Here is a 23,319-nt window from a genome sequence, read left to right as displayed (position 1 = left end):
ACTCAGGGGATGAGAACGCGCCCGTAGCCGTTGATGTCGGGGAACGGCCGCGTGCGGTCTGCCTGCAGGTCGACCTCGAACGTGTTCAGCAGCATCCCGAGCATCGTGAAGTTGCCCAGCGACGCGACGGTGTCCACCAGCCCTGCGGGTCCGAAATATGCCAGCGCCGCGTCGAAAGTCTGCTGCGACACGAAGTGCTCGGTGAGCAGCTCGTCGCAGAACGCGTAGAAGACCTGATCCTCGTCACGATCGAACACCGGCGTCTCCCGCCGCGCCAGCGCGTCGATCGCCTGCTGCGGGATGCCTTCGGCCAGCGCCACGTCGACGTGGGCATTCCAGGAGTATTGCGCGTCGAAGAAGCGCGCGGCGATCAGCAGCGACAGTTCGCGCAGCCGCAGCGGCAGGCTCGAGTCCCACCGCAGATACGACCCGAGCTTCTCGACGCGATCGCACAGCTCGGGGCTCTGCAGCCACACCTGGAAGGGGGCGCCGAGGCGCCCGCGAGAGCCGGCGATGCGCTCGAACACCTCGCGCTGACGCGTCGTCATCTGGTCGGGGGCGATCTTGCTGATGCGCATGCGGGGACTCTTCCTCGGGCGGGGTGGGATGCTGCGACGCTAGAACGCCGCGGCATCCGCCTGCCACCCTGCACCCTGCAACCTAACCGTGCATGTGAGGCGGACGGCGCAAGAACATCGCCGCGACCACGCCGAGCAGGATCACTCCCGCCGGTAGCAGCGTCGCCTGGGCCATCGCGGTCGCAAAACCCGCAGCGACCTCCGGCGGGAGCGCCGCGCCGGAGCCGGCACCCGAGCCCGCGGCATCCGCCATGCCCGGCAGATTCGCTTCCAGGCGCCCCTGCATGACGGCGGCGATCGCGGCGGACCCGAGCACCGAGCCCATCGTGCGCATGGTGTTGTAGACGCCGGACCCTGCCCCGGCCTGCCGCGGATCGAGGTTGCGGGTGGCCGTCGTCGCCAGCGGGCCCCACAGCCCCGCCTGCCCCGCGCCCATCAGTGCCGAGGGCAGCAGGAACATCCACATCGGGGTGTCGAGGTTCATGAGCACGGCGTACCAGATCAGCGCGGCCGAGACGGCGATCATTCCGGGCACCAGCAGGAACCGCGGATCGGTGCGGTCCAGCAGTCGCCCGGCCAAGGGCGACAGGATGCCGGCGGCGACGGCCATCGGCACGAGCACCAGCGCCGACTCGGTCGGGGTGAGTCCTCGCGCCAGCTGCAGGAAGAACATGAACGGCAGTGACATGCTCGCCGCCATGAAGCCGACGGTGGTGATGCCGATGCCGGCGACGGTGAAGTTGCGGTCGCGGAACAACGCCATCGGCACGAGCGGCTCGCTGCGCGTGCGCGCCTGCTGCCAGATGAACAGGCCGAGCACCAGGATGCCGGCCAGGAGCAGCATCCACACCGTCACCGGTCCCCAGATGACGCCCCAGTCATACTGTTCGGCCTCCTGTAGGGCGAAGACGATGAGGAACAGTGCGGTCGCGCTGAGGAACACACCCACCATGTCGAACCGGTGCGGATGCGTCTGGAGTTTCGGTACCAGGATCCACGCCAGCACGAACCCGATGACGCCCACCGGAAGGTTGACGAAGAAGATCCACTCCCACCCGAAGGCATCCACCAGCAGTCCGCCGGCGAGCGGGCCGACAAGCATCGCGACGCCCGAGGTTGCACCCCACAGGCCCATCGCCGCTCCCCGTCGGTCGGCGGGGAAGGTGCGGGTGATCACGGCCATGGTCTGCGGCGTCATGAGGGAGGCGCCGATGCCCTGCAGTGCGCGGAAGGCGATGAGGCTGCCCAGCGTGGGCGACAGGCCGCAGCCGAGCGAGGCCAGCGTGAACACCGCGAGCCCGATCAGGTAGATGTTCTTGGGCCCGAACCTGTCGCCCAGGCGCCCGGTGACCAGCAGCGGCACGGCGTAGGCGAGCAGGTAGGCGCTGGTGACCCAAACGACCTTGTCGAGGTTGCCGGTGGTCGGGTCCAGTGCGGCCTTGATGGCGGGGTTCGCCACCGACACGATCGTCGTGTCGACCAGGATCATGAAGAAGCCGATGACCAGCGCCCACAGCGCCGGCCACGGGCTGCGGGCGGGGGTGGATGCCGAGGTGGTGCGGGCCGCCCCGGTGCGCTGGGCGCGGGTGTCGGAGTCTGTCACGTCTTCGCACTGTCCTTTCGGCGGCTCTGCTTGGTCCAGGGGGACTCTACGCCCGGCTCGTGACGGGCGGATGTGGTTGATCTCAGGTTGATGATCGCCGAGGGGGTCGGCACGCGCGAAGGCGTGGTTCATCCAGCCGCCGTGGCGCGATCGGTCGCAGACCCCGCGCCTGGGCGGGCGCGCCCGCTACGACCTCCCAGCTGAGCGAGCGCGTGCGGCGGCGCGCCACCGTCGATAATGGGCACGTGACCTTCTCCGAGCTGCCCGGCTGGCGACACGTCTACTCCGGCAAGGTGCGTGACCTGTACGTACCGGAGGCGCCACCGACGGGCTCGGCTAGCGGCCCCGCCGCGCGCATGCTCGTCGTCGCGAGCGATCGCGTCAGCGCCTTCGACTTCGTGCTCGAGCCAGGGATCCCCGGCAAGGGTGTGCTGCTGACGACCCTCAGCCTGTGGTGGTTCGACCAGCTCGCGGGCGGGGACGGCGGGCGCGGCATCCCGAACCATCTCGCCGCCAGCACGGTACTGGGCGTCGACGATGAGCCCCACACCCTGGTCCCCGACGCCGTCGCCGGGCGCGCCATGGTCGTGCGGTCCCTCGAGATGCTGCCGGTCGAGTGCGTCGTGCGCGGCTACCTCACCGGCTCGGGCTGGGCGGAGTACCGCGAGCACGGGACGGTGTGCGGCATCGCGCTTCCGGCGGGGCTGGGCGATGGCGATCGGCTGCCCGAGCCGATCTTCACCCCCGCCTACAAGGCGCCGATTGGTGAGCACGACGAGAACATCTCGTTCGACCAAACCGTCGAGCTCGTCGGGCGCGAGCGTGCCGAGCAGCTGCGTGACACGTCGCTGGAGATCTACTCCCGTGCCGCGGCGACCGCCGAGAAGCACGGGCTGATCCTGGCCGACACCAAATTCGAGTTCGGCGTCGACGACCACGGCATCCTGACGCTTGCCGACGAGGTGCTCACGAGCGACTCGTCGCGCTACTGGGATGCCGCCGCGTGGCATACCGGCACCACGCCCGCCGAGCGGATGGCCTCATTCGACAAGCAGATCGTGCGCGACTGGCTCGCGGCGAACTGGTCGAAACAGGGCACACCGCCGCCGCTTCCCGCCGAGATCGTCCAGCGCACCGCGGCCCGGTACCGAGAACTGCTCGAGCGCCTCACCGGGTAGGTGCCCGGGCGGCCACGGCCACCGGGTGGTCGCCGATAGTGTGACTCCCGTACTCGCCGCTCAACCACCTGAGGAGTCTCATGCCCATCTGGCGCCTGCACGGTGACGGCCGTCACGTCGAACGCGGAGCCGTCGTCAAGCCCGACGAACGTCTGGGATGGCCCGCGACGATCGCCATCGGTGCGCAGCACGTGGTCGCGATGTTCGGCGCCACGTTCCTCGTGCCGATCCTCACCGGGTTCCCGGTGTCGACGACCCTGCTGTTCTCGGGCCTCGGCACACTGCTGTTCCTGATCATCACCAGGAACCGCCTCCCCAGCTATCTCGGCTCGTCGTTCGCGTTCATCGCGCCGATCACGGCTCTCAACGGCGGGGACCCGCTGTCGAGCCCTGAGCAGCTCACGCAGGCGCTGGTCGGCGTGGTCGTCGTCGGCGTCCTGCTGGCCACCGTCGGCTTCATCGTGCAGGCGGTCGGCACCGGCTGGGTCGAAAAGCTCATGCCGCCGGTGGTCGCCGGCTCCATCGTCGCTCTGATCGGCTTCAACCTCGCCCCGGCGGCGTGGAACAACTTCCAGCTGCAGCCGGAACTGGCCACCGTCACGCTCGTGGCCGTCGTGCTGTTCAGCGTGCTGTTCCGCGGGTTCCTCGGCCGCATCTCGATCTTCCTGGGCGTGATCGTCGGCTACCTGGTGGCGGTGTTCACCGGGCAGATCGACTTCACCTCGGTGAACGAGGCGGCCTGGATCGGCCTGCCGCAGTTCCACCTCGCCGGCCTGGGCGACCCCGGCGCATGGGCCCTGGTGCCGATGTTCCTGCCGGTGGTGCTCGTGCTCGTCGCCGAGAACGTCGGCCACGTGCGCGGTGTCGCCACGATGGCCGAAGACCCCTCGATCAACAAACACACCGGGCGAGCACTCATCGCCGACGGTGCGGCGACCGTGCTCGCCGGCGGCTTCGGCGGTTCGGCGACCACCACCTACGGCGAGAACATCGGCGTGATGGCCGCCACCCGCGTGTACTCCACGGCGGCGTACTGGGTCGCGGGCCTGGTGGCGATCCTGCTGGCCTTCTCTCCCAAGATCGGCGCACTGTTCAACACCATCCCCGCCGGCGTTCTCGGTGGCGTGACCACGGCGCTCTACGGGCTCATCGGCGTCATCGGCATCAAGATCTGGGTCGACAACCGCGTGGACTTCTCGCGGCCGGTCAACCAGTACACCGTCGCGGTGTCGTTCATCATCGCCATCGCCGGCTTCGCGATGAACTTCGGCACGCTCCAGTTCGGCGCGATCGTGCTGGGCACCGTCGCCGCGCTGGTGATCTACCATGCCGGCAACGCCATCGCCCGCTGGCGCCGCACCGGCGCCGATGACGGCGGTCCGATCCCCGCCGTGGGCCAGCTGGGCGGCGACCCGCAGCCCTGACCGCCCTCGCTCAACCGCACCGTGAGACCGCATCTGGCGGCCGAGACAGTGGGAAACAACCACGGTCTCGGCCGCCAGTTGCGGTCTCACCGGTTTCGGGTGGTCGGCAGGGGGCGGGCGCGCCGGGGGCGGTCAGGACGAGTCGCGCACGATGAGCTCGGTGTCGAGCATGGTCACCTGCTGCGGGCTTCCGCCGGCGAGCAGATCGAGCAGGATCGTGGCCATCCGCTCGCCCTGCCCATAGGACGGCTGTCGCACCGTCGTGAGGGCCGGGGTCACCGTGGTGGCCACCGGAGAGTCGTCGAAGCCGACGATGGCGACATCGTCAGGCACCCGGATGCCGGCGCCCGCGAGCACGGTGAGGGCACCCCGGGCCATCAGGTCGCTGGCGATGAAGAGCGCGTCGAACTCCACCCCCGACTCCAGCATCCGCGTCATCGCCCGCGCGCCGTCCTGCACCGTGAAGTTTCCGTCCAGGACCGCCACCTCCTCCAGGCCGGCGCCTGCCAGCGCCTCGCGGTATCCCTGCAGCCGGTCCACGCCCGCCGGCATCGTGAGCGGGCCGGTGATCGACGCGATCCGCCGCCGCCCCCGGTCGATGAGGTGCTGCGTCGCGACGCGACCTCCGGCGACGTTGTCGACGTCGACGTAGTAGTCGTTGTCGCGCTCGCGCACCGGACGTCCGCCGTAGACCACCGGAACGCTCGCGGCGATGCGGTCGATGAACGTGTCGCTGGTGTGGTGCGACACGATGACCGCACCATCGACGGCCCCGCTGCGCAGGTAGCTCGTCGTCTTGTCGCGAGGGTCGTCGTTCGCGAGGATCAGGTTCAGCACGTAGTCGGAGCGGCTGATGCGCGAATTGATGCCGGAGACGACCGCCGCGAAGAACGGGTCGCCGAAGAACCGCGACGTGTCCTCGGGCACCACGAGGGCGATCGCCAGGGTCTGACGCCTGGCCAGCGAGCGGGCGGCACGGTTGGGCACGTAGTTGAGCTCGGCGATCGCCCGGTTCACGGACTCCAGCGCAGCCGGGCTGACGGCGGTCGACCCGTTGACGACGCGCGACACGGTCGACCGTGAGACCCCTGCTGCGGCGGCGACCTCTTCGATCGTCACCGCGCCGGGGACGCTGCGCAGCGCATCCGTGCTCATGTCATCGCCCCCGGACGTCAGATTGCCGCCGGCTCGGCGTCCAGCGAGCGCTCGGCGATCACTCGACTGTACTCGCGGCCGCTGTCCTTGACGGTGCGCTGCTGGGTGTCGTAGTCGACATGCACGATGCCGAACCGCTTCTCGTAGCCCCAGGCCCATTCGAAGTTGTCCAGCAGCGACCAGTAGAAGTAGCCGCGCACGTCGACGCCGGCATCCTGCGCGTCGAGGATCGCCGCGAGGTGCGCACGCACGAACTCGGTGCGCTCCACATCGTGCACGCGGGTCTGCCCGTCTTCCACCACCGCGACGTCGTCATAGGCGGCGCCGTTCTCGGTGACGTAGAGAGGCACGCCGTCGGCGCCGGTGTAGTCCTCCTGCACTCGGCGCAGCAGTCGGGTCAGCCCCTCGGGCTGCACTTCCCAGTGCATCGTCGTGCGGGGAAGACCCCGGTCGTGCCAGTGGATCCGCTCGTGCGAGGGGAAGGGCGACGAGCCCTCGCGGTCGGTCGGGGCGTCGCCACCGGTGACGGGGACGGCAGGCGGACGCCCGCCGACGTACTCGCCGTGGTAGTAGTTCACGCCCAGCGTGTCGATCGGTGTGGCGATCGCCTCGAGGTCGCCGGGTCGGATGGCCTGCTCGAGCGCCGCGATCGCCCCGGCATCCACCGACCGGATGTCCTCGACGGTGTCCGCGGGGTACTCGGCCCGGAAGATCGGGTCGAGGAACCACCGGTTGAACTGGCCGTCGATGCGCCGGGCGGCGTCGATGTCGAGGGGATCGGTCGGGTCGACGGCATCGGCCACCGTGAGGTTGAGCGTCAGTCCCATCTGCAGCGACGAGTCGCGGGTGCGCAGCTCCCGCACCGCTTGGCCGTGTCCGAGCAGCAGGTGGTGCGCGGCGAGCACGCCCTCCGTCACGCTCTGGCGACCGGGCGCGTGGATGCCGGCGGTGTAGCTGAGGAACGACGAGCACCACGGCTCGTTCAGCGTCGTCCACGCCTGCACCCGATCGCCGAGGGCGTCGTGCATGTCCAGCGCGTACTCGGTGAACAGCTCCGCGGTGTCGCGGTTGGCCCAGCCGCCCTTCTCCTGCAGCGCCTGCGGCAGATCCCAGTGGTACAGGGTCAGCCACGGCAGGATGCCGGCACCGAGCAGCTCGTCCACGAGGCGCTTGTAGAAATCGACGCCCTTCGGGTTGAGCGCGCCGCCGTCGGGACGCACCCGCGACCACGAGGTGGAGAACCGGTAGGTCTGCAGCCCCATCCGCTTCATCAGTGCGACGTCGTCGCGGTAGCGGTGGTAGTGGTCGCAGGCGACGTCGCCGTTGTCGGCGTTGATCACCGCGCCCGGCACGCGCGAGAAGGCATCCCAGATCGAATCCTTGCGGCCGTCCTCGTGCGCCGCACCTTCGATCTGGTAGGCGGCCGTGGCGGCCCCGAACAGGAAGTTCGCCGGAAAGGGACGGGGAGTGGATGCCGACATGTGGGCAGACCTCTCGTGCGTGATGATGCTCATTGGTTCAGCCCTTGACGGCCCCGGCCATGATCCCACTGACCAGTTGCTTGCCCGCGAAGATGAACAGCAGCAGCAGCGGGATGGTCGCCAGCACCACGCCGGCGAGCACGACGGAGTAGTCGACGAAGTAGTTCGACTGCAGCAGCGACAACGCCACCGGGAGCGTCGGGTTCTGGCGGTCGAGCACGATGAAGGGCCAGAAGAAGTTGTTCCAGGCGCCCACGAAGGTGAACAGGAACAGCATCGCCGCCGCCGGACGCGCCGCCGTGACACCGACCGTCCAGAACGTGCGGATCATCGATGCACCGTCGACGCGAGCGGCCTCGATGAGCTCATCGGGCACCGCCTGCTGCAGGTACTGCGTCATCCAGAACACGCCGAAGGCACTGGTGAGGGCGGGGATGATGATCGCGCCGATCTCACCGGTCCAGCCCAGGTCGGCGAACAGGATGTACAGCGGCACGACGCCCAGCTGCTGCGGCACCGCCATGGTCGCCACGACGAAGACCAGCAGCGCCGGCCCCCCGAGGAAGCGCAGCTTCGCGAAGGCCCAGCCGGCCAGGGTCGAGGTGATCACCACTGCTGCCGCGATGATGAATGAGCTGTAGATGGAGTTCCACAGCGCCGGCCAGAAGTTCACCGCCGGGTTGGTCATGACCGATATGGCGTTCGAGATGAAGTTGCCGCCCGGGATCCAGGGGAAGTCTCCGCGCAGCGTCGTTGAGTCGCCGGAGCCGATGACGAACGACCAGTACAGCGGGAAGACGGCGGAGAGGAAGACCACCCCGAGGGTGGCGTACGCCCAGATTCCGGGGCGGGAGCCGCGGATGCGGATCGTCTTGGCGCCGCGGCGGCGTGCTGCCGCGTTGGGGATGCCCGACTCGACGATCGCGAGGGGCGGGGGGGTGCCGATGCTCATCGCTGGGACTCCTTGACCTGCTTCTTGGCCGCGCGTGCGGCCCGCTTCTGCTGGCGTTTGCCGAGTTCGGAACGCATCCCCTCATCCCGCACGACGGTGCGGGTGACGAGCAGGTTTATCAATCCGATGCCGAGGATGATGATGAACAGGATCCAGGCCATCGCCGCTGCGCGGCCGAAGTTCCACTGCCCCCATCCGATGTCGTAGAGGTAGAGCGTGATGGTCAGCCATTGCTGACCTGCGCCACCGCGTCCGAACTGGTCGAACACGCGCGGCTCGTCGAAGATCTGCAGACCGCCGATCGTCGAGGTGATGATGACGAAGATCAGCGTGGGCTTCAGGGACGGCATCGTGATGCTGAAGAACTGCCGGATGGGACCGGCGCCGTCGACGGTGGCGGCTTCGTAGTAATCACGGTTCACTGCCTGCATCGCCGCAAGCAGGATCAGCGCGTTGTAGCCGACCCAGCGGTAGTTGACCATCGTCGCGATGGCGACGTGACTCCAGAAGGGCTCGACGTGCCAGGGGATCTCGGAGATCCCGATCACCTCGAGCCAGCTGTTGATGAGCCCGGACTTGTCGGCGAACATCGCGTTGAAGATGAGGCCGACCGCGACGGGGGCGACGACATAGGGCACGAGCACGGCCATGCGCCAGAACGTCTTGGCACGGATGTTGCGGTCGAGCACCGCCGCGATGAAGATCGCGAGGATCAGCTGCGGGACGCTGGAGAGGACGAAGATGCTGAAGGTGTTGCGCAGCGCGGTCCAGAAGTGGGGCTGCGTGAGGATCCAGATGTACTGGTCGAATCCGACGAACTCTCCGGAGTTGCGGACGAGGTCCCAGTCCATGAAGGAGATGACCGCCGTGTACGCGATGGGGAACAGTCCCACGACCGCGAACATGAGGAAGAACGGCGAGATGTACAGGTAGGGGGAGAACTTCAGATCCCACTTGCTCAGCTTCTGGGAGAACGAGATCACGCGCGGCGGTCGCAGCGGCTGATCGGATGCCGCGGCGCGCGTCGCCGGGCGGGAGTCGGTAGCGGTCACGATCGCCTTTCGTTGTCGGGAGTCACGGGGGTGCGGGTCGTCGAATGCGATCCGCACCCCCGTGGTTCAGTGGTCGAGAGGGGGCGTCAGAAGCCGCTGATCTCGGTCAGCCACGTCTCCCACGCGGTCTCCTTGTCTTCGAGGCCGTCGAAGACTCGGGTGATCGCGTTCTGCAGTGCGTCGTGGTACTTGAAGTAGTCCTGACCCTTGTAGGTGGACACGGTGATCGCGTTGGCGCGGTCGATGCCGATCTGGCCCGTCGGTGCGTCGTTGAAGTACTCGTTGACGTAGCCGGTGAGGTCAGCGCTGTCCTGCGCCTCGATCTGGCTCGGGAAGGTGCCGGCGTTGGTGAACGCCTTGATCTGGTTCTCCGGGGCCGTCAGCCAGTCGGCGAGCTGCTGGGCAGCCTCGGTGTTCTCACCATCAGCGGGGACGACGAGGTACGAGCCGCCCCAGTTGCCGCCACCCTCGGGGAAGGCGTTGGCGATGTCCCAGCCCTCGATGTCGGGAGCCTCACCGGCGATGATGCCGTGCATCCACGGCGGGCACAGCATGGCGGCGAAGTCGCCACCGGCCATGGCGGCGTACCAGTCGTCGTTCCACTGCCCGGGGTATGCCGAGATCGGGATGCCCTTGTCGACGACCGCGTCGTAGGCGGCGCGGATGTCGGGGTTGTCGGCGGCGACGATCGAGCCGTCGGGGTCCTCGTAGGCGATCTCGAGCTGGTTCACCAGGCCCTGCAGCACCGAGTTGGCCGAGTCGATGAACGGCTTGCCGGTCTTCTCGGTGTAGTCGGCTCCGACCTGGAAGAACGCGTCCCACGTCGGGAACAGCTCGGCGACGGCTTCACGGTCCGACGGCAGGCCGGCGGCTTCGAACAGGTCCTGGCGGTAGCAGACCGCCTGGGGGCCCATGTCGGTGCCGTACGCGACCAGGTTGCCATCGGCATCCGTCGCTGCGGCTTCCTTCCAGTCCAGCCAGCGACCCTTGAGGTCATCCGGAACCGGCACGACGAGGTCGGAGTACTGCATCATCTCGGTGAACCAGTCCACCTCGACGGCCTCGACGTCCGCGAGACCGCCCTTGCCGAGCTTCTGGAAGAAGTTCGCACGCGCGTCGTTGGACGTGGCTGCCTTGTTGTGGACGACCTCGATGCCGGTCTCCTCGGTGAACTCCGCGAGAAGTTCGTCCGAGTAGCCCATGTCATTGAAGGTGGCGAGCGTGAGGGTTTCGCCGCCGCCCTCGCCTTCGCTGCTGTCGCCGCCAGCGTCCCCGCCGGCACAGCCGGCAAGCACGATCGCGGATGTTGTCGCGACGACGGCCAGGAGGGCGGTGCGTCGCAGTGCGCGTGAATTCACGTGTCACTCCTTTGTGGTGTGGGTATGGCTCTGCCTCGGTCCGGGCGTCGGGTTGGGAGCGCTCTCACCGATAGGACTGACGTTATGGGATCGCTCCCATGAGCGTCAAGGGAGCGCTCCCACAGACTTGGTCACGCTTCGGTAACGCCAGAATGAGCGGGTGACCATCGACGATGAACTCGACCGGATCTTCGCTGCGCGCGACCGCGACGACATGCGGCCCACGATCGACGCATTGCGGCCGATCCTCGATGACCACCCCACGAATGCCCGCGTGCTCTACGAAGTTGGCGGCGCGTACGACACCGCCGGCGATGAGCAGACCGCTCGGTCGTTCTACGAGCGCGCACTCCGCGCCGGCCTGTCAGGCGATCTGCTGCGGCGCTGCTACCTGCAGTACGGCTCGACGTTGCGGAATCTGGGTGAGCTCGAGCGCTCGGCAGAGATCTTCGCGCTGGCTCGCCGCGACTTCCCCGGGTCGCCGTCGCTGACGGTGTGGGAGGCGATCACGCAGCACGCAGCGGGCCGCTACCACGAGGCGATCGCCGCCCTGCTCGAGGTCATCGCCGACGGCGTCGTGGCACCCGACCTCGACCGGTACAAGCCCGCCGTCCGCGGCAACGCCGCCTACATCCGCTCCCTCGCGGGCTCGTAGGCTCCTCCCGCGCCGTCGCGCGACCGCCCCGTAGACTGGCCCGGCACCCTTCCCGCGACATCGGAGCCCCCACATGCCCACCATCGTCGTCGACGTCATGCCCAAGGCCGAGCTGCTGGATCCCCAGGGGAAGGCCGTCTCCGGCGCCCTCGATCGCCTCGGTGTCGAGAACTTCGGCTCCGTGCGCATCGGCAAGCGGTTCGAACTCACCGTCGACGGCGAGGTCACCGACGAGGTGCTGGCCACCGCGCGCCGCATCGCAGATGAGATCCTCTCGAACGCCGTCATCGAGGACGTCGTCGGCATCGAGGTCGTTCAGTGACCGCCCGGGTCGGGGTCATCACCTTCCCCGGCTCGCTCGACGACGGCGACGCGCGGCGCGCAATCCGGCTGGCCGGGGCCGAGCCCGTCGCACTCTGGCACGGCTCGCACGACCTCGAAGGCGTGGACGCCCTGGTGCTGCCGGGTGGCTTCAGCTACGGCGATTACCTGCGCGCCGGCGCCATCGCCGCCCTGGCCCCGATCATGGCCGAAGTCAAGGATGCCGCCGCGAAGGGCATGCCGGTGCTCGGTATCTGCAACGGCTTCCAGATGCTCGTCGAAGCCCACCTGCTGCCGGGCGGACTCATCCGCAACGCGCACCAGCAGTTCATCCGCCGCGACCAGCGCCTGCGCGTGGAGAATGCCTCGACCGCCTGGACCAGCGAGTACGAGGTCGGCCAGGAGATCGTCATCCCGCTGAAGAACGCCGACGGCGGCTACGTCGCCAGCGAGTCCGAACTGGACCGGCTGGAGGGCGAAGGTCTCGTCGCGCTGCGATATGTCGACGTCAACCCGAACGGGTCGCTGCGCGACATCGCCGGGCTCACCAACGGTCGAGGCAACGTGGTGGGGCTCATGCCGCACCCCGAGCACGCCGTCGAACCAGGCTTCGGGCCCAGCACCGCCGCTGCGATGCGCTCCGGCGTCGACGGCCTGCCGTTCTTCACATCGGCGGTCGCCGCCGTGGTGGCATCCGCCGTCTGACCCGTATCGTCGAAGAGTGACCTCCGACACCCGTCCCTTCCTCATCAGCGTCCCCTCCGACCAGCTCGCCGCGGACCTGGCGCCGCTTCCCAACGGAGTGGAGGTGATCGTGTGGGCGATGGACACGGATGCCCCGAGCGACCGGATCGACATCGTCGTGCCGCCGTACATGAGCAAGGGCTCGCTGCTGCAGCGGCTTGACGGCATCGACGTGCAGCTCGTGCAGGGTCAGGCGATCGGCTACGAGGGCGTCGCCGACCTGCTGCCGAAGGGCATCGTCTTCGCCAACGGATCCAGCGTGCACGAGACGTCGACCGCAGAGCTGGCCGTCGGGCTGACCCTCGCCGCCCAGCGCCACATCGACGACTTCGCCGTCAACACCCGTGAGGGCGTGTGGATGCCGCAGTTCTCGCAGAGCCTCGCCGACCGGCGGGTGCTGCTGATCGGCTACGGCGGGGTGGGCAAGGCCACGGCCGCTCGCCTGGCGCCGTTCGAGATCGAGCTCACGGTCGTTGCCCGCACCGCCCGCGATGAGGACGGCGTGCACGTGCACGCGATCGACGAGCTCGACGACCTGCTGCCGCACGCCGAGATCGTCGTGCTGACCCTCCCCGGCGGAGACGAGACCCGCGGCATCCTCGATGCCCGCACGCTCGCCCTGCTGCCCGACGGCGCCCTCGTCGTCAACGTCGGGCGCGGTTCGCTCATCGACACCGACGCTCTCGTTGCCGAGACCCGCTCCGGCCGGCTGCGCGCGGCGCTGGATGTCGTGGACCCCGAGCCGCTGCCGGCCGGTCACCCGCTATGGGGCACGCCCGGCGTGCTGATCGCACCGCACGTCGGTGGCGCCTCCAGCGCCATGCGGCCACGCATCGCGCGGCTGCTGCGGACGCAGGCCGAGCGCATGGTCGCCGGCGAGGAGCCGATCAATGTGGTCCTGCGCACCTGACGCGTGTCACGGGCGTAGGAGATGGGGCGAGCGTAGGACGGATGCCGCGAGGAAAGTCCTACCTCCGCACCATCTCCTACGCTCGCGACCGCTGCCGGCCGCCGCGCGCCGGTCAGGCGGTGAACACCGCGTGGACGTCGCCGACGGCTTCGCGGCCCCCGAGGCCGGCAAGCTCCATGAGCACCGCCGTGCCGATGACCACGCCGCCGACGGCCCCGACGAGTTCGTGTGCGGCCACGAGCGTGCCGCCGGTGGCGAGCACATCGTCGACCAGCAGCACGCGGGTACCGTCGGGGATGTCGTCGTGCGCCTCGATCGTGGCCGTGCCGTATTCGAGCGTGTAGGAGACGGCTGCCGCGGGGCGCGGGAGCTTGCCCGCCTTGCGGATCGGGACGAGCCCCACCCCGGCGGCGGTGGCCATGGCGCCGGCGAGCAGGAATCCTCGCGCCTCGATGCCGGCCACGACGTCGAACTGGCCCGCGAACGGAGCGATCATCGCATCGATGACGCTGCGCAGCGCCGCGGCATCGGCCAGCAGAGGCGTCACGTCCCGGAACAGCACTCCCGGCCTCGGATAGTCGGGGATCGTGCGGATGAGGGAGTCGGCGTGCGCGAGCGCGGGTTCGGGGGTCACCGATGGATTCTACCGGCCGCTCCCGCGGCATCCCCTGGGAGCGCGACACCGCCGCATCCCACTGCAAGCGCTTGCACTAGCATTGCCGCATGACTCTTCCCGAGACCGTTCTGCCCGGCGACTCGCTCGCGGACTCCCGGCCCGGTGCGCAGTGGTGGCGCACGGCCGTCATCTACCAGATCTACCCCCGCTCGTTCGCCGACGCCTCCGGCGACGGCGTGGGCGACCTGCCCGGCGTGACAGAGCACCTCGATGACCTCCGCACCCTCGGCGTCGACGCGATCTGGCTGAGCCCGTTCCAGCGTTCGCCGCAGAAGGATGCCGGCTACGACGTGTCCGACTACTGCGACGTCGACCCGCTCTTCGGCACGCTCGCCGACTTCGACGACCTGATCGAGGCAGCGCACGCCCGCGGCATCCGCATCATCGCCGACCTCGTGCCGAACCACTCGTCCGACCAGCACGTGTGGTTCCAGCAGGCGCTGGCCGCCGCCCCCGCCAGCCCGGAGCGCGCCCGCTACATCTTCCGCGACGGCAAGGGCGCCGACGGCGAACTGCCGCCCAACAACTGGGACTCCGTCTTCGGCGGGCCGGCCTGGACCCGCGTCGTCGAACCCGACGGCACGCCCGGCCAGTGGTACCTGCACCTGTTCGACACGTCCCAGCCCGACTTCGACTGGTCCAACCCCGAGGTGCACGAGGAGTTCCGCCGCATCCTGCGGTTCTGGCTCGACCGCGGCGTCGACGGCTTCCGCGTCGACGTGGCCCATGGCCTGGTCAAGGCCGAGGGCCTCCCCGACTACAGCCCCGACCCGGAGAGCGGGTCGATGGGCGGCGACGAGGCGAACGTGCCGTATTGGGGCCAGGAGGGCGTGCACGAGATCTACCGCGATTGGAACAAGCTGCTCGCCGAGTACGGCGGCGACCGGGCCCTCTGCGCCGAGGCGTGGCTGCCGACCGTCGACATGACGGCGCTGTGGGTGCGTCCCGACGAGATGCACCAGGCGTTCAACTTCGCCTACCTTGAGACCGAATGGGATGCCGCCGCGCTGCGCGACGTCGTCGACGAGTCGCTGCGGGCCTACCCGGCGGTGGGCGCACCGAGCACCTGGGTGCTGTCCAACCACGACGTCGTGCGCCACGCGTCTCGGCTGGCACTGACGGCCGAGAACCCGCAGGGTCATGGCATCGGTCCCGACTCCCCCGGTCAGCCCGACGCGGTCCTGGGCCTGCGCCGCGCCCGCGCTGCGTCGGCGGTCATGCTGGCGCTGCCCGGCTCCGCCTACATCTACCAGGGCGAGGAACTGGGCCTTCCCGAGGTCATCCACCTGCCCGGTGAGGCGCGTCAGGATCCGACGTGGTTCCGCACCGACGGCGAGCGCTACGGACGGGACGGATGCCGCGTGCCGATCCCGTGGCACGCCGACGCCCCCGCCTACGGCTTCAGCCCGACCGGCCAGTCGTGGCTGCCGCAGCCGGAGGAGTGGGAGTCCCTTGCCCGCGACGTGCAGGCGGGGGACCCGGCATCCACGCTGTCGCTGTACCGCACCCTGCTGGCCGCACGCCGCGAGCACCGCCTCGGCGCCGGGACGCTGGAGTGGCTCGACGGCTACGGCGACGACGTGCTGGCGTTCCGCAACGGCGACGTGACCGTGATCGCGAACCTCGGCGAGGCGCCGGTGGAGCTGCCCAGGGCGGACCTCATCGCCGCGAGCGAGCCGGTGACCGGCGGCATCCTCCCCACTGACACCACGGTGTGGCTGCGAGCGGCCTGACGCGCGGCGGGCCGCGGGCATGGTGAGCATCGACGAGGTCGCCCGTGCGGCCGGAGTGTCCACGGCCACCGTGTCGCGCGCGCTCAGCGGCCGCGGCCAGGTGTCCGAGGGCGCCCGGTCGCGGGTGCTGGACGCGGCGGCGGCGCTCGGCTACGTCGTGTCGTCCTCGGCGTCGAGCCTGGCCTCGGGGCGCACCCGCAACATCGGCGTGCTGCTGCCGGTGGTCGACCGCTGGTACTTCTCCACGGTGCTCGCCGGCATCGCGTCAGGGCTGCAGCGTGCCGGATACGACATCACGCTGTACGCGCTCACCGAAGATGCCGGCGAGCGCGCCACCGTCTTCGAGACGTTCCTGCGCCGCCGCCGGGTGGACGCGGTGATCGCGATCGCGATCTCGCTGGACGCGACCGAGGTCGAACGCGTCGTGGAGCTGGGGCTCCCGGTGGTCGCGCTCGGCGCCGCCCACCCGCGGCTGCCGAGTCTGTCCGTCGACGACGTCGCCGTTGCGCGCGTCGCGACCGGGCACCTCACCGCCCTCGGGCACCGCGACATCGCCCACATCGGCACGACTCCCGAGTACGCCGTCGACGACGCCCACATCCCGACGCAGCGACGGCGGGGGTTCGAGCAGGCGCTGGCGGATGCCGGCATACCCCCCGCCTCCGCCCGGCACGAGTACGGCGACTTCACGATCGAAGGCGGCCACCGGGCTGCCATGCGGTTGCTGCGGGGCGAGCGCCCACCGACGGCGATCTTCGCGGCATCCGACGAGATGGCCATCGGCGCGCTGATCGCCGCCCGCGACCTGCGGCTGGACGTGCCGGGCGATCTGTCGGTCGTGGGCGTGGACGGCCACGACCTGAGCGGGTTCTTCGGGCTCACCACCATCGACCAGTTCCCGCACGGTCAGGGTCTGCGGGCCGCGGCGGCGGTGCTCGCCGAGCTCGAGGCGACCGTGCCGGTGGTGCCGCTCGCTGCGCTGCCGTTCGAGCTCGTCGTGCGGGCGTCGACGGCCCCGCCGACGACGTAGTCGCGGGCCTGCCCCTAGGCTCGCGGCATGAGCATCGACCTCGAAGCCCTCTATATCGATCTGCACCGGCATCCGGAGCTGTCGTTCCAGGAGACCCGCACTGCCGCAGTCGTCACCAGGGTGCTGGAGCAGCTGGGGATCGAGTTCGAAGAGGGCATCGGCAAGACCGGTGTGGCGGCGGTGCTGCGCAACGGCGAGGGGCCGGTGGTGTGGCTGCGCGCCGACATGGACGGCCTCCCCGTCGAGGAGCGCACCGGACTGGGGTACGCCAGCACCGCCCGCGGGACGGATCCGGCCGGGCAGGATGTGCCGATCATGCACGCGTGCGGCCACGACATGCACGTCACGGCGCTGCTGGGCGCCCTCGAGCGGCTGCACGCGACGACCGATGAATGGTCCGGCACGATCGTGGCGGTGTTCCAGCCGGCCGAGGAGTACGGCTCCGGCTCGCAGGCGATGATCGCCGACGGTGTGCTCGACCGGTTCCCCCGTCCCGACATCGTGCTCGGCCAGCACGTCACTCCGCTGCCCGCCGGGGTCCTCGGGGTACGCAGCGGCACGCAGATGGCCGCATCCGACGGACTCACCGTGACGCTGCTCGGACGGGGCGGCCATGGATCGCGACCGCATTCGACGATCGACCCGGTCGTGATGGCGGCGGCGACGGTGATGCGGCTGCAGACGATCGTCTCGCGCGAGGTCGACCCCCGCGACGTCGCCGTCGTCACGGTCGGCTCGATCCACGCCGGGCTGAAGAACAACATCATCCCGGCGGAGGCGCGACTCGAGCTCAGCCTGCGTTACCCCGACGACCAGGCGCGTGACCGGGTCATGGCGAAGGTGGAGCGCATCATCCGGGCCGAGGCGGATGCCTCCGGTGCCGAAGCGCCGCCCGTGATCAGCATCCAGCACACGCTGCCCCCGACGATCAACGACGCGGATGCCACGGCGCGCCTCACCGCAGCCTTCGAGCGCGCGTTCGGTGAGGGCACCGTGATAGACCCGGGCATGTTCACCGGCAGCGAGGACGTGTCCTGGTTCGCCCGCGACAGCGGAGCGCCGCTGGTGTTCTGGTTCTTCGGCGGCGTGGATCCCGAGGCGTATGCCGCCGCGGTCGCGGCCGACACCGTGGAGAAGGACATCCCCACCAACCACTCGCCGTTCTACGCCCCGATCATGCACCCCACGATCGAACGCGGTGTCGGCAACCTCGTCGTGGCGGCGCGGGAGTTCCTCGGCTGACGCGCACCCGGGCAGGCTCCGGCGCGGCATCCGTCGCGCTCGCCCTGCACCTGTTGCCGAAATGCGGAGATCTGCCGGAGTGAGGGCCGGACGCCGGAAACCCACCGTATTCCAGCCGATCCCCTCATCCGGTCGGCCGGAAGACGCCGTCGCGCCCGGCGTGGCGCTTCTCGCCGGGCCGAGGTGTGCCTGCCACGATGTGCAAGTGACCGCCCCCGCCCGAGACGGATCTCGCGTCGGACTCCTCGTCGCCCTCACCGCTGCCGCCGTGATTTGCCGTGGCCCTCGCGCTCGTCGGCGTCTTCGCCCTGTCCCGAGCAGACGTGAACCCCACGCCGACGGCATCCGCGCTTCCGAACCCGTCTGCGTCGAGTCCCTCCCCGCCCGTACCGACTGCGGACACCACGGCGCCGACCCCTGTATGAAGAGGGGGGGCCGGCGCGCGAGCAGTATCACGAGCCTTCGTACGCGCAGTACACCGGCAACGAGGTCGCGGATGTCGCGGTGACCGGTGAGTTCGGACTGCGGATCGGGATGCCGACCGACGAGGTGCGCGCCCTGGGGCCCGATGACGAAGTGACATACGACGTACGACTGGTCCTCAGGTTCGGGCTCGAGCGCGCCGAGGTCGGGGGCGACCACGCCGTCTTCGTGCACACCGACGCAGCCGGACACGTCGTCGAGCAGATCACCTACGGCAGCTACTTGGACATGTGACGAGCCCCACCCGCGTCCACCGGGAGTCGCTCGGCCCCTGAGTCCGCGGCATCGGCGGGGTATTGTCCGGACCCATTGCGCGTCCTGTCCCACAGGCGTAGCGTGCCGCGCCGTGACCACAGACGATCCCGACCCGGGGGTGGAGTCCCCCGCCGTCAAGCGGCTGCTGCTGGGCGGCCCGCTCACGTCAGCGAAGCAGGAGCAGCAGCTGCTGCCCAAGCGGCGAGCGCTGCCCATCTTCGCCTCGGATGCACTGTCGTCGGTGGCCTACGCGCCGCAGGAGCTGCTGATGATCCTGATGCTCGGAGGACTGAGCTTCCTGGCGTTCAGTCCGTGGGTCGCCCTCGCGGTGGTCCTGCTGTTGACGGTCGTGGTGCTCAGCTACCGCCAGCTCATCACGGCATATCCCTCCGGCGGCGGCGACTACGAAGTGGCCCGGACCAACCTCGGCCAGCTGCCAGGCGTCGTGGTCGCATCCGCGCTGCTGGTGGATTACATCCTCACCGTCGCGGTATCGATCGCCGCCGGCGTGGACAACATCATCTCGGCGCTTCCCGCGCTGGATCCCTGGCGCGTGGAGCTGGCGGTGGGGTTCGTCGTCGTGCTCGTCACGGTGAACCTCCGCGGTGTGCGTGAGGCGTCCCACGCGTTCGCGGTGCCGACGTACGTCTTCATCGGTTCGGTGGCGGTCATGATCGTCACCGGTCTCGCACGGTGGGCGCTGGGCGATGCGCCCGTCGCCTCGAGCGCCCACTACGCCGTGCAGGCGGAGAGCCTCACCCAGGCCGCAGTGGTGCTGCTGGTGCTGCGTGCATTCGCGAGCGGATGCTCGGCACTGACCGGAGTGGAAGCGGTCGCCAACGGGGTGCCGGCGTTCCGTCCACCGAAGGAGCGCAATGCGCGTGCGACGCTGGCGATCATGGGGACGATCGCGATCGTCTTGTTCGCGGGGCTCACGACCCTGGCGCTCGTCGCCGGCGTGCACTACGCGGAGAACCCGTGTCACCTCGTCGGATTCGACTGCACGCAGCCGCAGCCGTCGCTCATGGCTCAAGTGGCGGCGGCGACCTTCGGCATGGGGTCAGTGCCCTTCTACGTCATCCAGGCGGCGACCGCCTGCGTGCTGCTGCTCGCCGCCAACACCGCGTTCAACGGGTTCCCCCTGCTCGGATCGGTGCTCGCCCGCGACGGGTACGCGCCGAAGTCCCTCGATACGCGCGGGGACCGCCTGGTGTACTCCAACGGAATGATCATCCTCGGCATCGCCGCGATCGCGGTGCTGGTGGTGTTCCAAGCGACGCTGACTACGCTCATCCAGCTGTACATCATCGGGGTCTTCGTCTCGTTCTCGATCGGTCAGATCGGCATGGTGAGGCATTGGCAGCGCGAACTGCGTCTGCTGCCGAAGACGGCCGCCGCCGAGCGGCGCGCTGCCACGACGGGACTGATCATCAATGGCGTGGGCGCGATGTCGACCGCGCTCGTGCTCGCCATCGTGACCGTCACCAAGTTCACTCATGGGGCGTGGCTGGTCTTCCTCGCGATCCCGGTGCTCACGGCGCTGATGATCGGCGTGCACCACTACTACCGCAACGTGCAGATCGAGACCGCGATGGACGACACGGTCCACTTCGGCGCGCACGGCGACGTGGCATTGGTGCTCGTGGGAAACCTCCACAAACCCGCGGCCAAAGCGATCGACTATGCCCTGGCGGCCGAGCACGACACGACGCTGGCGGTTCACATCGCGATCGCCAGGCGGGAGACCGCCCAATTGGAGGCCGACTGGGAAGAGCACGCGGTGCCGGTGCCGCTGGTCATCCTCGAGTCGCCCTACCGTCACTACGCCGCCCCGCTGGCGGGATTCATCCGCGACTACCGCGAGAAACACGGGTCGTCGGTGGTCACGATCTACCTGCCGCAGTACATCGTCGGGCACTGGTGGGAGGTGTTCTTGCACAACGGACGCGCCAAACGCCTCGCACAGCACCTCATGCTCGTGCACGGCGTGGCCATCACACTTGTCCCGTGGCTGCTGGATTCGTCGAAGCTCATCGACCGGCGCCGGGCTCGGCCACTCCCCGGCGACGATCGCGCGGGGAACCACCAGGCCAGCTACGGCCTGGTGGCCCACATCGATCCGCAGCCACCCGCCGCCACGCGGCGTAGCCTGGAAGGGTGACAACTCTCGCATCCGAGCCCGGCCGGGTCCTCGACGCCGCCGCGCTGCGCGCCGACTTCCCGATCCTCGGTGAAACCGTGGGCGGCGAGCCGCTCATCTACCTCGACTCCGGAGCGACGAGCCAGAAGCCGCGGGTCGTGCTCGACACCGAGATCGACTTCCTCACCCGGGCGAATTCCGCCGTGCACCGCGGCGCGCACACCCTCGCCGCCGAGGCGACCGAGCTTTTCGAGGACGCCCGCGAGACCGTCGCCGGATTCGTCGGTGCGGCACCGGAGAACCTCGTCTGGTCCGCCGGCGCGACCGCCGCCCTCAACCTCGTCGCCTACTCGATCGGCAACGCCACCGCGGGCCGCGGCCTGCCGGCATCCGCCCCCTACGCGCTCCGCCCGGGCGACGAACTGGTCGTCACCGAGGCCGAGCACCACGCGAACCTCATCCCCTGGCAGGAACTGGCAGCCCGCACTGGCGCCGTGCTGCGTCACATCCCGGTGCGCGACGACGGCACGTGGGACCTGGATGCCGCCGCGTCGATCATCGGCGAGCGCACCCGTGTCGTGGCGTTCGCGCACGTCTCGAACGTGCTCGGCATCGTGAACCCCGTTGCCGAGCTCGTCGCGCTCGCGCGGGCGGTCGGTGCGCTGACGGTGATGGATGCCTGCCAGTCGGTGCCCCACCTGCCGCTGGACCTGCCGGCGCTCGGCGTCGACCTCGCCGCGTTCTCCAGCCACAAGATGCTCGGCCCCTATGGCCTCGGCGCCCTGTACGGCCGCACCGAGGTGCTCGAGGCGCTGCCGCCGTTCCTCACCGGCGGGTCGATGGTCACCACGGTCACCCTCGACGAGGCCGGCTTCCTGCCCGCGCCGCAGAAATTCGAAGCCGGCACGCAGCCGGTGTCGCAGGCCATCGGTCTGGGCGCCGCGGTGCGCTACCTCCAGGACATCGGGATGGATGCCGTGCACGCGCACGAGCGCACCATCGGCCGGCGCCTGCTCGCCGGGCTCCGCGACATCGACGGCGTGCGGGTGCTGGGGGATGCCGCGGACGGCACCGTCGATCGGATCGGACTGGCCTCGTTCGACGTCGCCGGCGTCCACGCCCACGACGTGGGCCAGTTCCTCGACTCCCGCGGCATCGCGGTGCGCGTCGGCCACCACTGCGCCAAGCCCCTGCACGCCCGGTTCGGCCTGACCGCCTCGGTGCGCGCATCGGCATCCGTCTTCACCACCGACGACGACATCGACCGCTTCCTTGACGCCGTCTCCGGAGTACGCGCGTTCTTCGGAGCCGAAGGAGCACACGCATGAGCGGGCTGGAATCGCTGTACCAGGACCTGATCCTCGATCACTCCAAGCACCCGCACGCCCGCGGACTCGCCCCCGAGGACGGCCGCACCGCCACCTCCCACCAGCACAACCCCATCTGCGGCGACGACATCACCCTGCGCGCGCGCGTCTCCGACGACGGCGAGACGCTCACCTCGGTCACGTGGGACGGCGCCGGATGCTCGATCTCGCAAGCGTCGGCATCCATGCTCGCCTCGCTCGTGGACGACCGGGTCGAATCCGACGGCGGCATGAGCCGGGAAGAGGCGATCGCCCTGATCGCCGGCTTCCGTGAGGCGCTGCGCTCGCGCGGGCGGATCCCGCTCGACGAGGACGTCTACGGCGACGCGACCTCGCTGTCGGGGGTGTCGAAGTTCACCGCCCGCGTGAAGTGCGCGATGCTCGCGTGGGTCGCCCTCGAGGACGCCCTGCCCCGCGCCTGACGGCGGTTGCCGCGGCCGGGGTTGCCGCGCGTTGCCGCGCCCGCCGCTACATCAGGTCGTCGGGTGCGATGATCTGCATCCCGCGGTCGTGCAGCACGAATTGCGCGCGCACGCGGGCGCCGTTGGCGCGCAGCGCCCCGCCCAGGGCCCGGCCCCAGGCGCGCTCTTCCGCGCGAACCTTCGCACCTCCCGGCCGTTCCCACACGAGCACGATCTGGGCGAATTCAAGTTCGCGCATGAGGAGCGATAGTCGCGCGCCGAGGACGTCGGCGAACGGGCCGTCGCCGAAGTCATCGACCTGCACGACTACGGCGGGGTCACCGGGCAGTTCGCCGACCGGAAGTACCGGACCGTCGAGGCGGTCGTCCGCGTCGAGAAAGAACAGCCAGAGTTGGCGACGAGTCGCGCTCTGCAGGAGCGGCTCCAGGTATTCCTGCAGGCGCAGGTCATCGGTCAGCGGTGGGGATTGGATGGGTGCGCTCATGCCCTCAGCGTGCAACGCCGCCGCGCGGCCTGGAGGTCGCGCGGCGGCGTTCTGGGGATAACTCCCCGGAGTTGCC

The 23,319-nt window shown here is 69.6% G+C and carries 22 protein-coding genes; 13 read left to right on the top strand and 9 right to left on the bottom strand.

Annotated features, from left to right (window positions below; translation table 11 throughout):
• Window positions 1–2: 2 nt before the first annotated feature.
• Together QNO11_RS00485 and QNO11_RS00480 are read right to left on the bottom strand one after the other, a co-directional pair.
• The gene (locus tag QNO11_RS00485) at window positions 3–578 is read right to left on the bottom strand and encodes a carboxymuconolactone decarboxylase family protein (RefSeq protein WP_257507144.1); all 576 of its coding nucleotides are present in this window, start codon (window positions 576–578) and stop codon (window positions 3–5) included.
• Window positions 579–660: 82 nt separating this feature from the next.
• The gene (locus tag QNO11_RS00480; protein ID WP_374113768.1) at window positions 661–2,181 is read right to left on the bottom strand and encodes a DHA2 family efflux MFS transporter permease subunit; all 1,521 of its coding nucleotides are present in this window, start codon (window positions 2,179–2,181) and stop codon (window positions 661–663) included.
• A gap of 245 nt (window positions 2,182–2,426) precedes the next feature.
• Here QNO11_RS00480 and QNO11_RS00475 point away from each other — a divergent pair, with 245 nt between their 5' ends.
• Window positions 2,427–3,359 (top strand): phosphoribosylaminoimidazolesuccinocarboxamide synthase, encoded by a 933-nt coding sequence (locus QNO11_RS00475; protein ID WP_257507145.1) that lies wholly within the window; start codon window positions 2,427–2,429, stop codon window positions 3,357–3,359.
• Window positions 3,360–3,439: 80 nt separating this feature from the next.
• Complete coding sequence (locus QNO11_RS00470) at window positions 3,440–4,783, top strand: uracil-xanthine permease family protein (protein WP_257507146.1); 1,344 nt, start codon at window positions 3,440–3,442, stop codon at window positions 4,781–4,783.
• A 132-nt stretch (window positions 4,784–4,915) separates the two neighbouring features.
• On the opposite strand, the gene QNO11_RS00465 is transcribed toward QNO11_RS00470, so the two are convergent.
• The 5 genes from QNO11_RS00465 to QNO11_RS00445 form a co-directional block, all read right to left on the bottom strand.
• A complete protein-coding gene (locus tag QNO11_RS00465) occupies window positions 4,916–5,938 on the bottom strand; it encodes a LacI family DNA-binding transcriptional regulator (RefSeq protein WP_257507147.1) in 1,023 nt (340 codons plus the stop codon).
• Window positions 5,939–5,955: 17 nt separating this feature from the next.
• On the bottom strand, window positions 5,956–7,452 hold the full coding sequence (locus QNO11_RS00460; RefSeq protein WP_257507148.1) for a GH1 family beta-glucosidase: 1,497 nt from the start codon (window positions 7,450–7,452) through the stop codon (window positions 5,956–5,958).
• A gap of 4 nt (window positions 7,453–7,456) precedes the next feature.
• The gene (locus QNO11_RS00455) at window positions 7,457–8,371 is read right to left on the bottom strand and encodes a carbohydrate ABC transporter permease (RefSeq protein WP_257507149.1); all 915 of its coding nucleotides are present in this window, start codon (window positions 8,369–8,371) and stop codon (window positions 7,457–7,459) included.
• The gene (locus QNO11_RS00450; protein ID WP_374113769.1) at window positions 8,368–9,423 is read right to left on the bottom strand and encodes a carbohydrate ABC transporter permease; all 1,056 of its coding nucleotides are present in this window, start codon (window positions 9,421–9,423) and stop codon (window positions 8,368–8,370) included. Before QNO11_RS00450 ends, QNO11_RS00455 begins: the two co-directional genes overlap by 4 nt.
• Window positions 9,424–9,509: 86 nt before the next feature.
• The gene (locus tag QNO11_RS00445; RefSeq protein ID WP_257507150.1) at window positions 9,510–10,781 is read right to left on the bottom strand and encodes an ABC transporter substrate-binding protein; all 1,272 of its coding nucleotides are present in this window, start codon (window positions 10,779–10,781) and stop codon (window positions 9,510–9,512) included.
• Between the two features lie 160 nt (window positions 10,782–10,941).
• Here QNO11_RS00445 and QNO11_RS00440 point away from each other — a divergent pair, with 160 nt between their 5' ends.
• From QNO11_RS00440 to QNO11_RS00425, 4 genes are all read left to right on the top strand, one after another.
• On the top strand, window positions 10,942–11,436 hold the full coding sequence (locus tag QNO11_RS00440) for a tetratricopeptide repeat protein (protein WP_308211098.1): 495 nt from the start codon (window positions 10,942–10,944) through the stop codon (window positions 11,434–11,436).
• A 73-nt stretch (window positions 11,437–11,509) separates the two neighbouring features.
• Window positions 11,510–11,758: a phosphoribosylformylglycinamidine synthase subunit PurS gene (gene purS, locus QNO11_RS00435; protein ID WP_257507151.1), complete on the top strand. Its 249-nt coding sequence runs from the start codon at window positions 11,510–11,512 to the stop codon at window positions 11,756–11,758.
• Entirely contained in the window at window positions 11,755–12,462 is a 708-nt protein-coding gene (gene purQ, locus QNO11_RS00430) for a phosphoribosylformylglycinamidine synthase subunit PurQ (protein ID WP_257507152.1), read from the top strand. Before purS ends, purQ begins: the two co-directional genes overlap by 4 nt.
• Before the next feature lie 16 nt (window positions 12,463–12,478).
• Complete coding sequence (locus QNO11_RS00425) at window positions 12,479–13,411, top strand: 2-hydroxyacid dehydrogenase (protein ID WP_257507153.1); 933 nt, start codon at window positions 12,479–12,481, stop codon at window positions 13,409–13,411.
• Window positions 13,412–13,523: 112 nt separating this feature from the next.
• Here the strand turns inward: QNO11_RS00425 and QNO11_RS00420 are convergent, their stop codons facing one another.
• Window positions 13,524–14,045 (bottom strand): adenine phosphoribosyltransferase, encoded by a 522-nt coding sequence (locus QNO11_RS00420; protein WP_257507154.1) that lies wholly within the window; start codon window positions 14,043–14,045, stop codon window positions 13,524–13,526.
• An 89-nt stretch (window positions 14,046–14,134) separates the two neighbouring features.
• Here QNO11_RS00420 and QNO11_RS00415 point away from each other — a divergent pair, with 89 nt between their 5' ends.
• The 7 genes from QNO11_RS00415 (at window position 14,135) to sufU (ending at window position 22,759) form a co-directional block, all read left to right on the top strand.
• Entirely contained in the window at window positions 14,135–15,820 is a 1,686-nt protein-coding gene (locus tag QNO11_RS00415; protein ID WP_257507155.1) for a glycoside hydrolase family 13 protein, read from the top strand.
• Between the two features lie 19 nt (window positions 15,821–15,839).
• Window positions 15,840–16,850 carry a LacI family DNA-binding transcriptional regulator gene (locus QNO11_RS00410; protein ID WP_257507156.1) on the top strand — a complete coding sequence of 337 codons (1,011 nt, stop codon included), beginning with the start codon at window positions 15,840–15,842 and terminating at the stop codon, window positions 16,848–16,850.
• A 27-nt stretch (window positions 16,851–16,877) separates the two neighbouring features.
• The gene (locus QNO11_RS00405; RefSeq protein WP_257507157.1) at window positions 16,878–18,092 is read left to right on the top strand and encodes an amidohydrolase; all 1,215 of its coding nucleotides are present in this window, start codon (window positions 16,878–16,880) and stop codon (window positions 18,090–18,092) included.
• Window positions 18,093–18,596: 504 nt separating this feature from the next.
• Window positions 18,597–18,809: a hypothetical protein gene (locus tag QNO11_RS00400; RefSeq protein ID WP_257507158.1), complete on the top strand. Its 213-nt coding sequence runs from the start codon at window positions 18,597–18,599 to the stop codon at window positions 18,807–18,809.
• Between the two features lie 112 nt (window positions 18,810–18,921).
• Window positions 18,922–20,991: an APC family permease gene (locus QNO11_RS00395; protein ID WP_257507159.1), complete on the top strand. Its 2,070-nt coding sequence runs from the start codon at window positions 18,922–18,924 to the stop codon at window positions 20,989–20,991.
• Window positions 20,988–22,298 (top strand): aminotransferase class V-fold PLP-dependent enzyme, encoded by a 1,311-nt coding sequence (locus QNO11_RS00390; protein WP_257507160.1) that lies wholly within the window; start codon window positions 20,988–20,990, stop codon window positions 22,296–22,298. The genes QNO11_RS00395 and QNO11_RS00390 overlap by 4 nt, the downstream gene beginning before the upstream one ends.
• Window positions 22,295–22,759, top strand: a complete 465-nt coding sequence (gene sufU, locus QNO11_RS00385) for a Fe-S cluster assembly sulfur transfer protein SufU (protein ID WP_257507161.1) — start codon at window positions 22,295–22,297, stop codon at window positions 22,757–22,759. The genes QNO11_RS00390 and sufU overlap by 4 nt, the downstream gene beginning before the upstream one ends.
• 46 nt (window positions 22,760–22,805) lie before the next feature.
• Here sufU and QNO11_RS00380 read toward each other — a convergent pair whose 3' ends face one another.
• Entirely contained in the window at window positions 22,806–23,243 is a 438-nt protein-coding gene (locus QNO11_RS00380; protein ID WP_257507162.1) for a DUF2599 domain-containing protein, read from the bottom strand.
• Window positions 23,244–23,319: the final 76 nt, after the last annotated feature.

Source organism: Microbacterium sp. zg-B96 (assembly GCF_030246865.1).
Lineage (GTDB): Bacteria > Actinomycetota > Actinomycetes > Actinomycetales > Microbacteriaceae > Microbacterium.
The sequence above is the reverse complement of the archived record's forward strand: the minus strand, read 5'-3'. Positions and strand labels throughout refer to the sequence as shown.

Bases quoted from the DNA above. Each gene is read 5' to 3' on its own strand.
- QNO11_RS00455 (WP_257507149.1), bottom strand. From the start codon at position 8,371: ATGAGCATCGGCACCCCCCCGCCCCTCGCGATCGTCGAGTCGGGCATC.
- QNO11_RS00470 (WP_257507146.1), top strand. From the start codon at position 3,440: ATGCCCATCTGGCGCCTGCACGGTGACGGCCGTCACGTCGAACGCGGA.
- QNO11_RS00380 (WP_257507162.1), bottom strand. From the start codon at position 23,243: ATGAGCGCACCCATCCAATCCCCACCGCTGACCGATGACCTGCGCCTG.
- QNO11_RS00415 (WP_257507155.1), top strand. From the start codon at position 14,135: ATGACTCTTCCCGAGACCGTTCTGCCCGGCGACTCGCTCGCGGACTCC.
- sufU (WP_257507161.1), top strand. From the start codon at position 22,295: ATGAGCGGGCTGGAATCGCTGTACCAGGACCTGATCCTCGATCACTCC.
- QNO11_RS00485 (WP_257507144.1), bottom strand. From the start codon at position 578: ATGCGCATCAGCAAGATCGCCCCCGACCAGATGACGACGCGTCAGCGC.
- QNO11_RS00405 (WP_257507157.1), top strand. From the start codon at position 16,878: ATGAGCATCGACCTCGAAGCCCTCTATATCGATCTGCACCGGCATCCG.
- QNO11_RS00410 (WP_257507156.1), top strand. From the start codon at position 15,840: ATGGTGAGCATCGACGAGGTCGCCCGTGCGGCCGGAGTGTCCACGGCC.
- purS (WP_257507151.1), top strand. From the start codon at position 11,510: ATGCCCACCATCGTCGTCGACGTCATGCCCAAGGCCGAGCTGCTGGAT.
- QNO11_RS00460 (WP_257507148.1), bottom strand. From the start codon at position 7,452: ATGAGCATCATCACGCACGAGAGGTCTGCCCACATGTCGGCATCCACT.
- QNO11_RS00465 (WP_257507147.1), bottom strand. From the start codon at position 5,938: ATGAGCACGGATGCGCTGCGCAGCGTCCCCGGCGCGGTGACGATCGAA.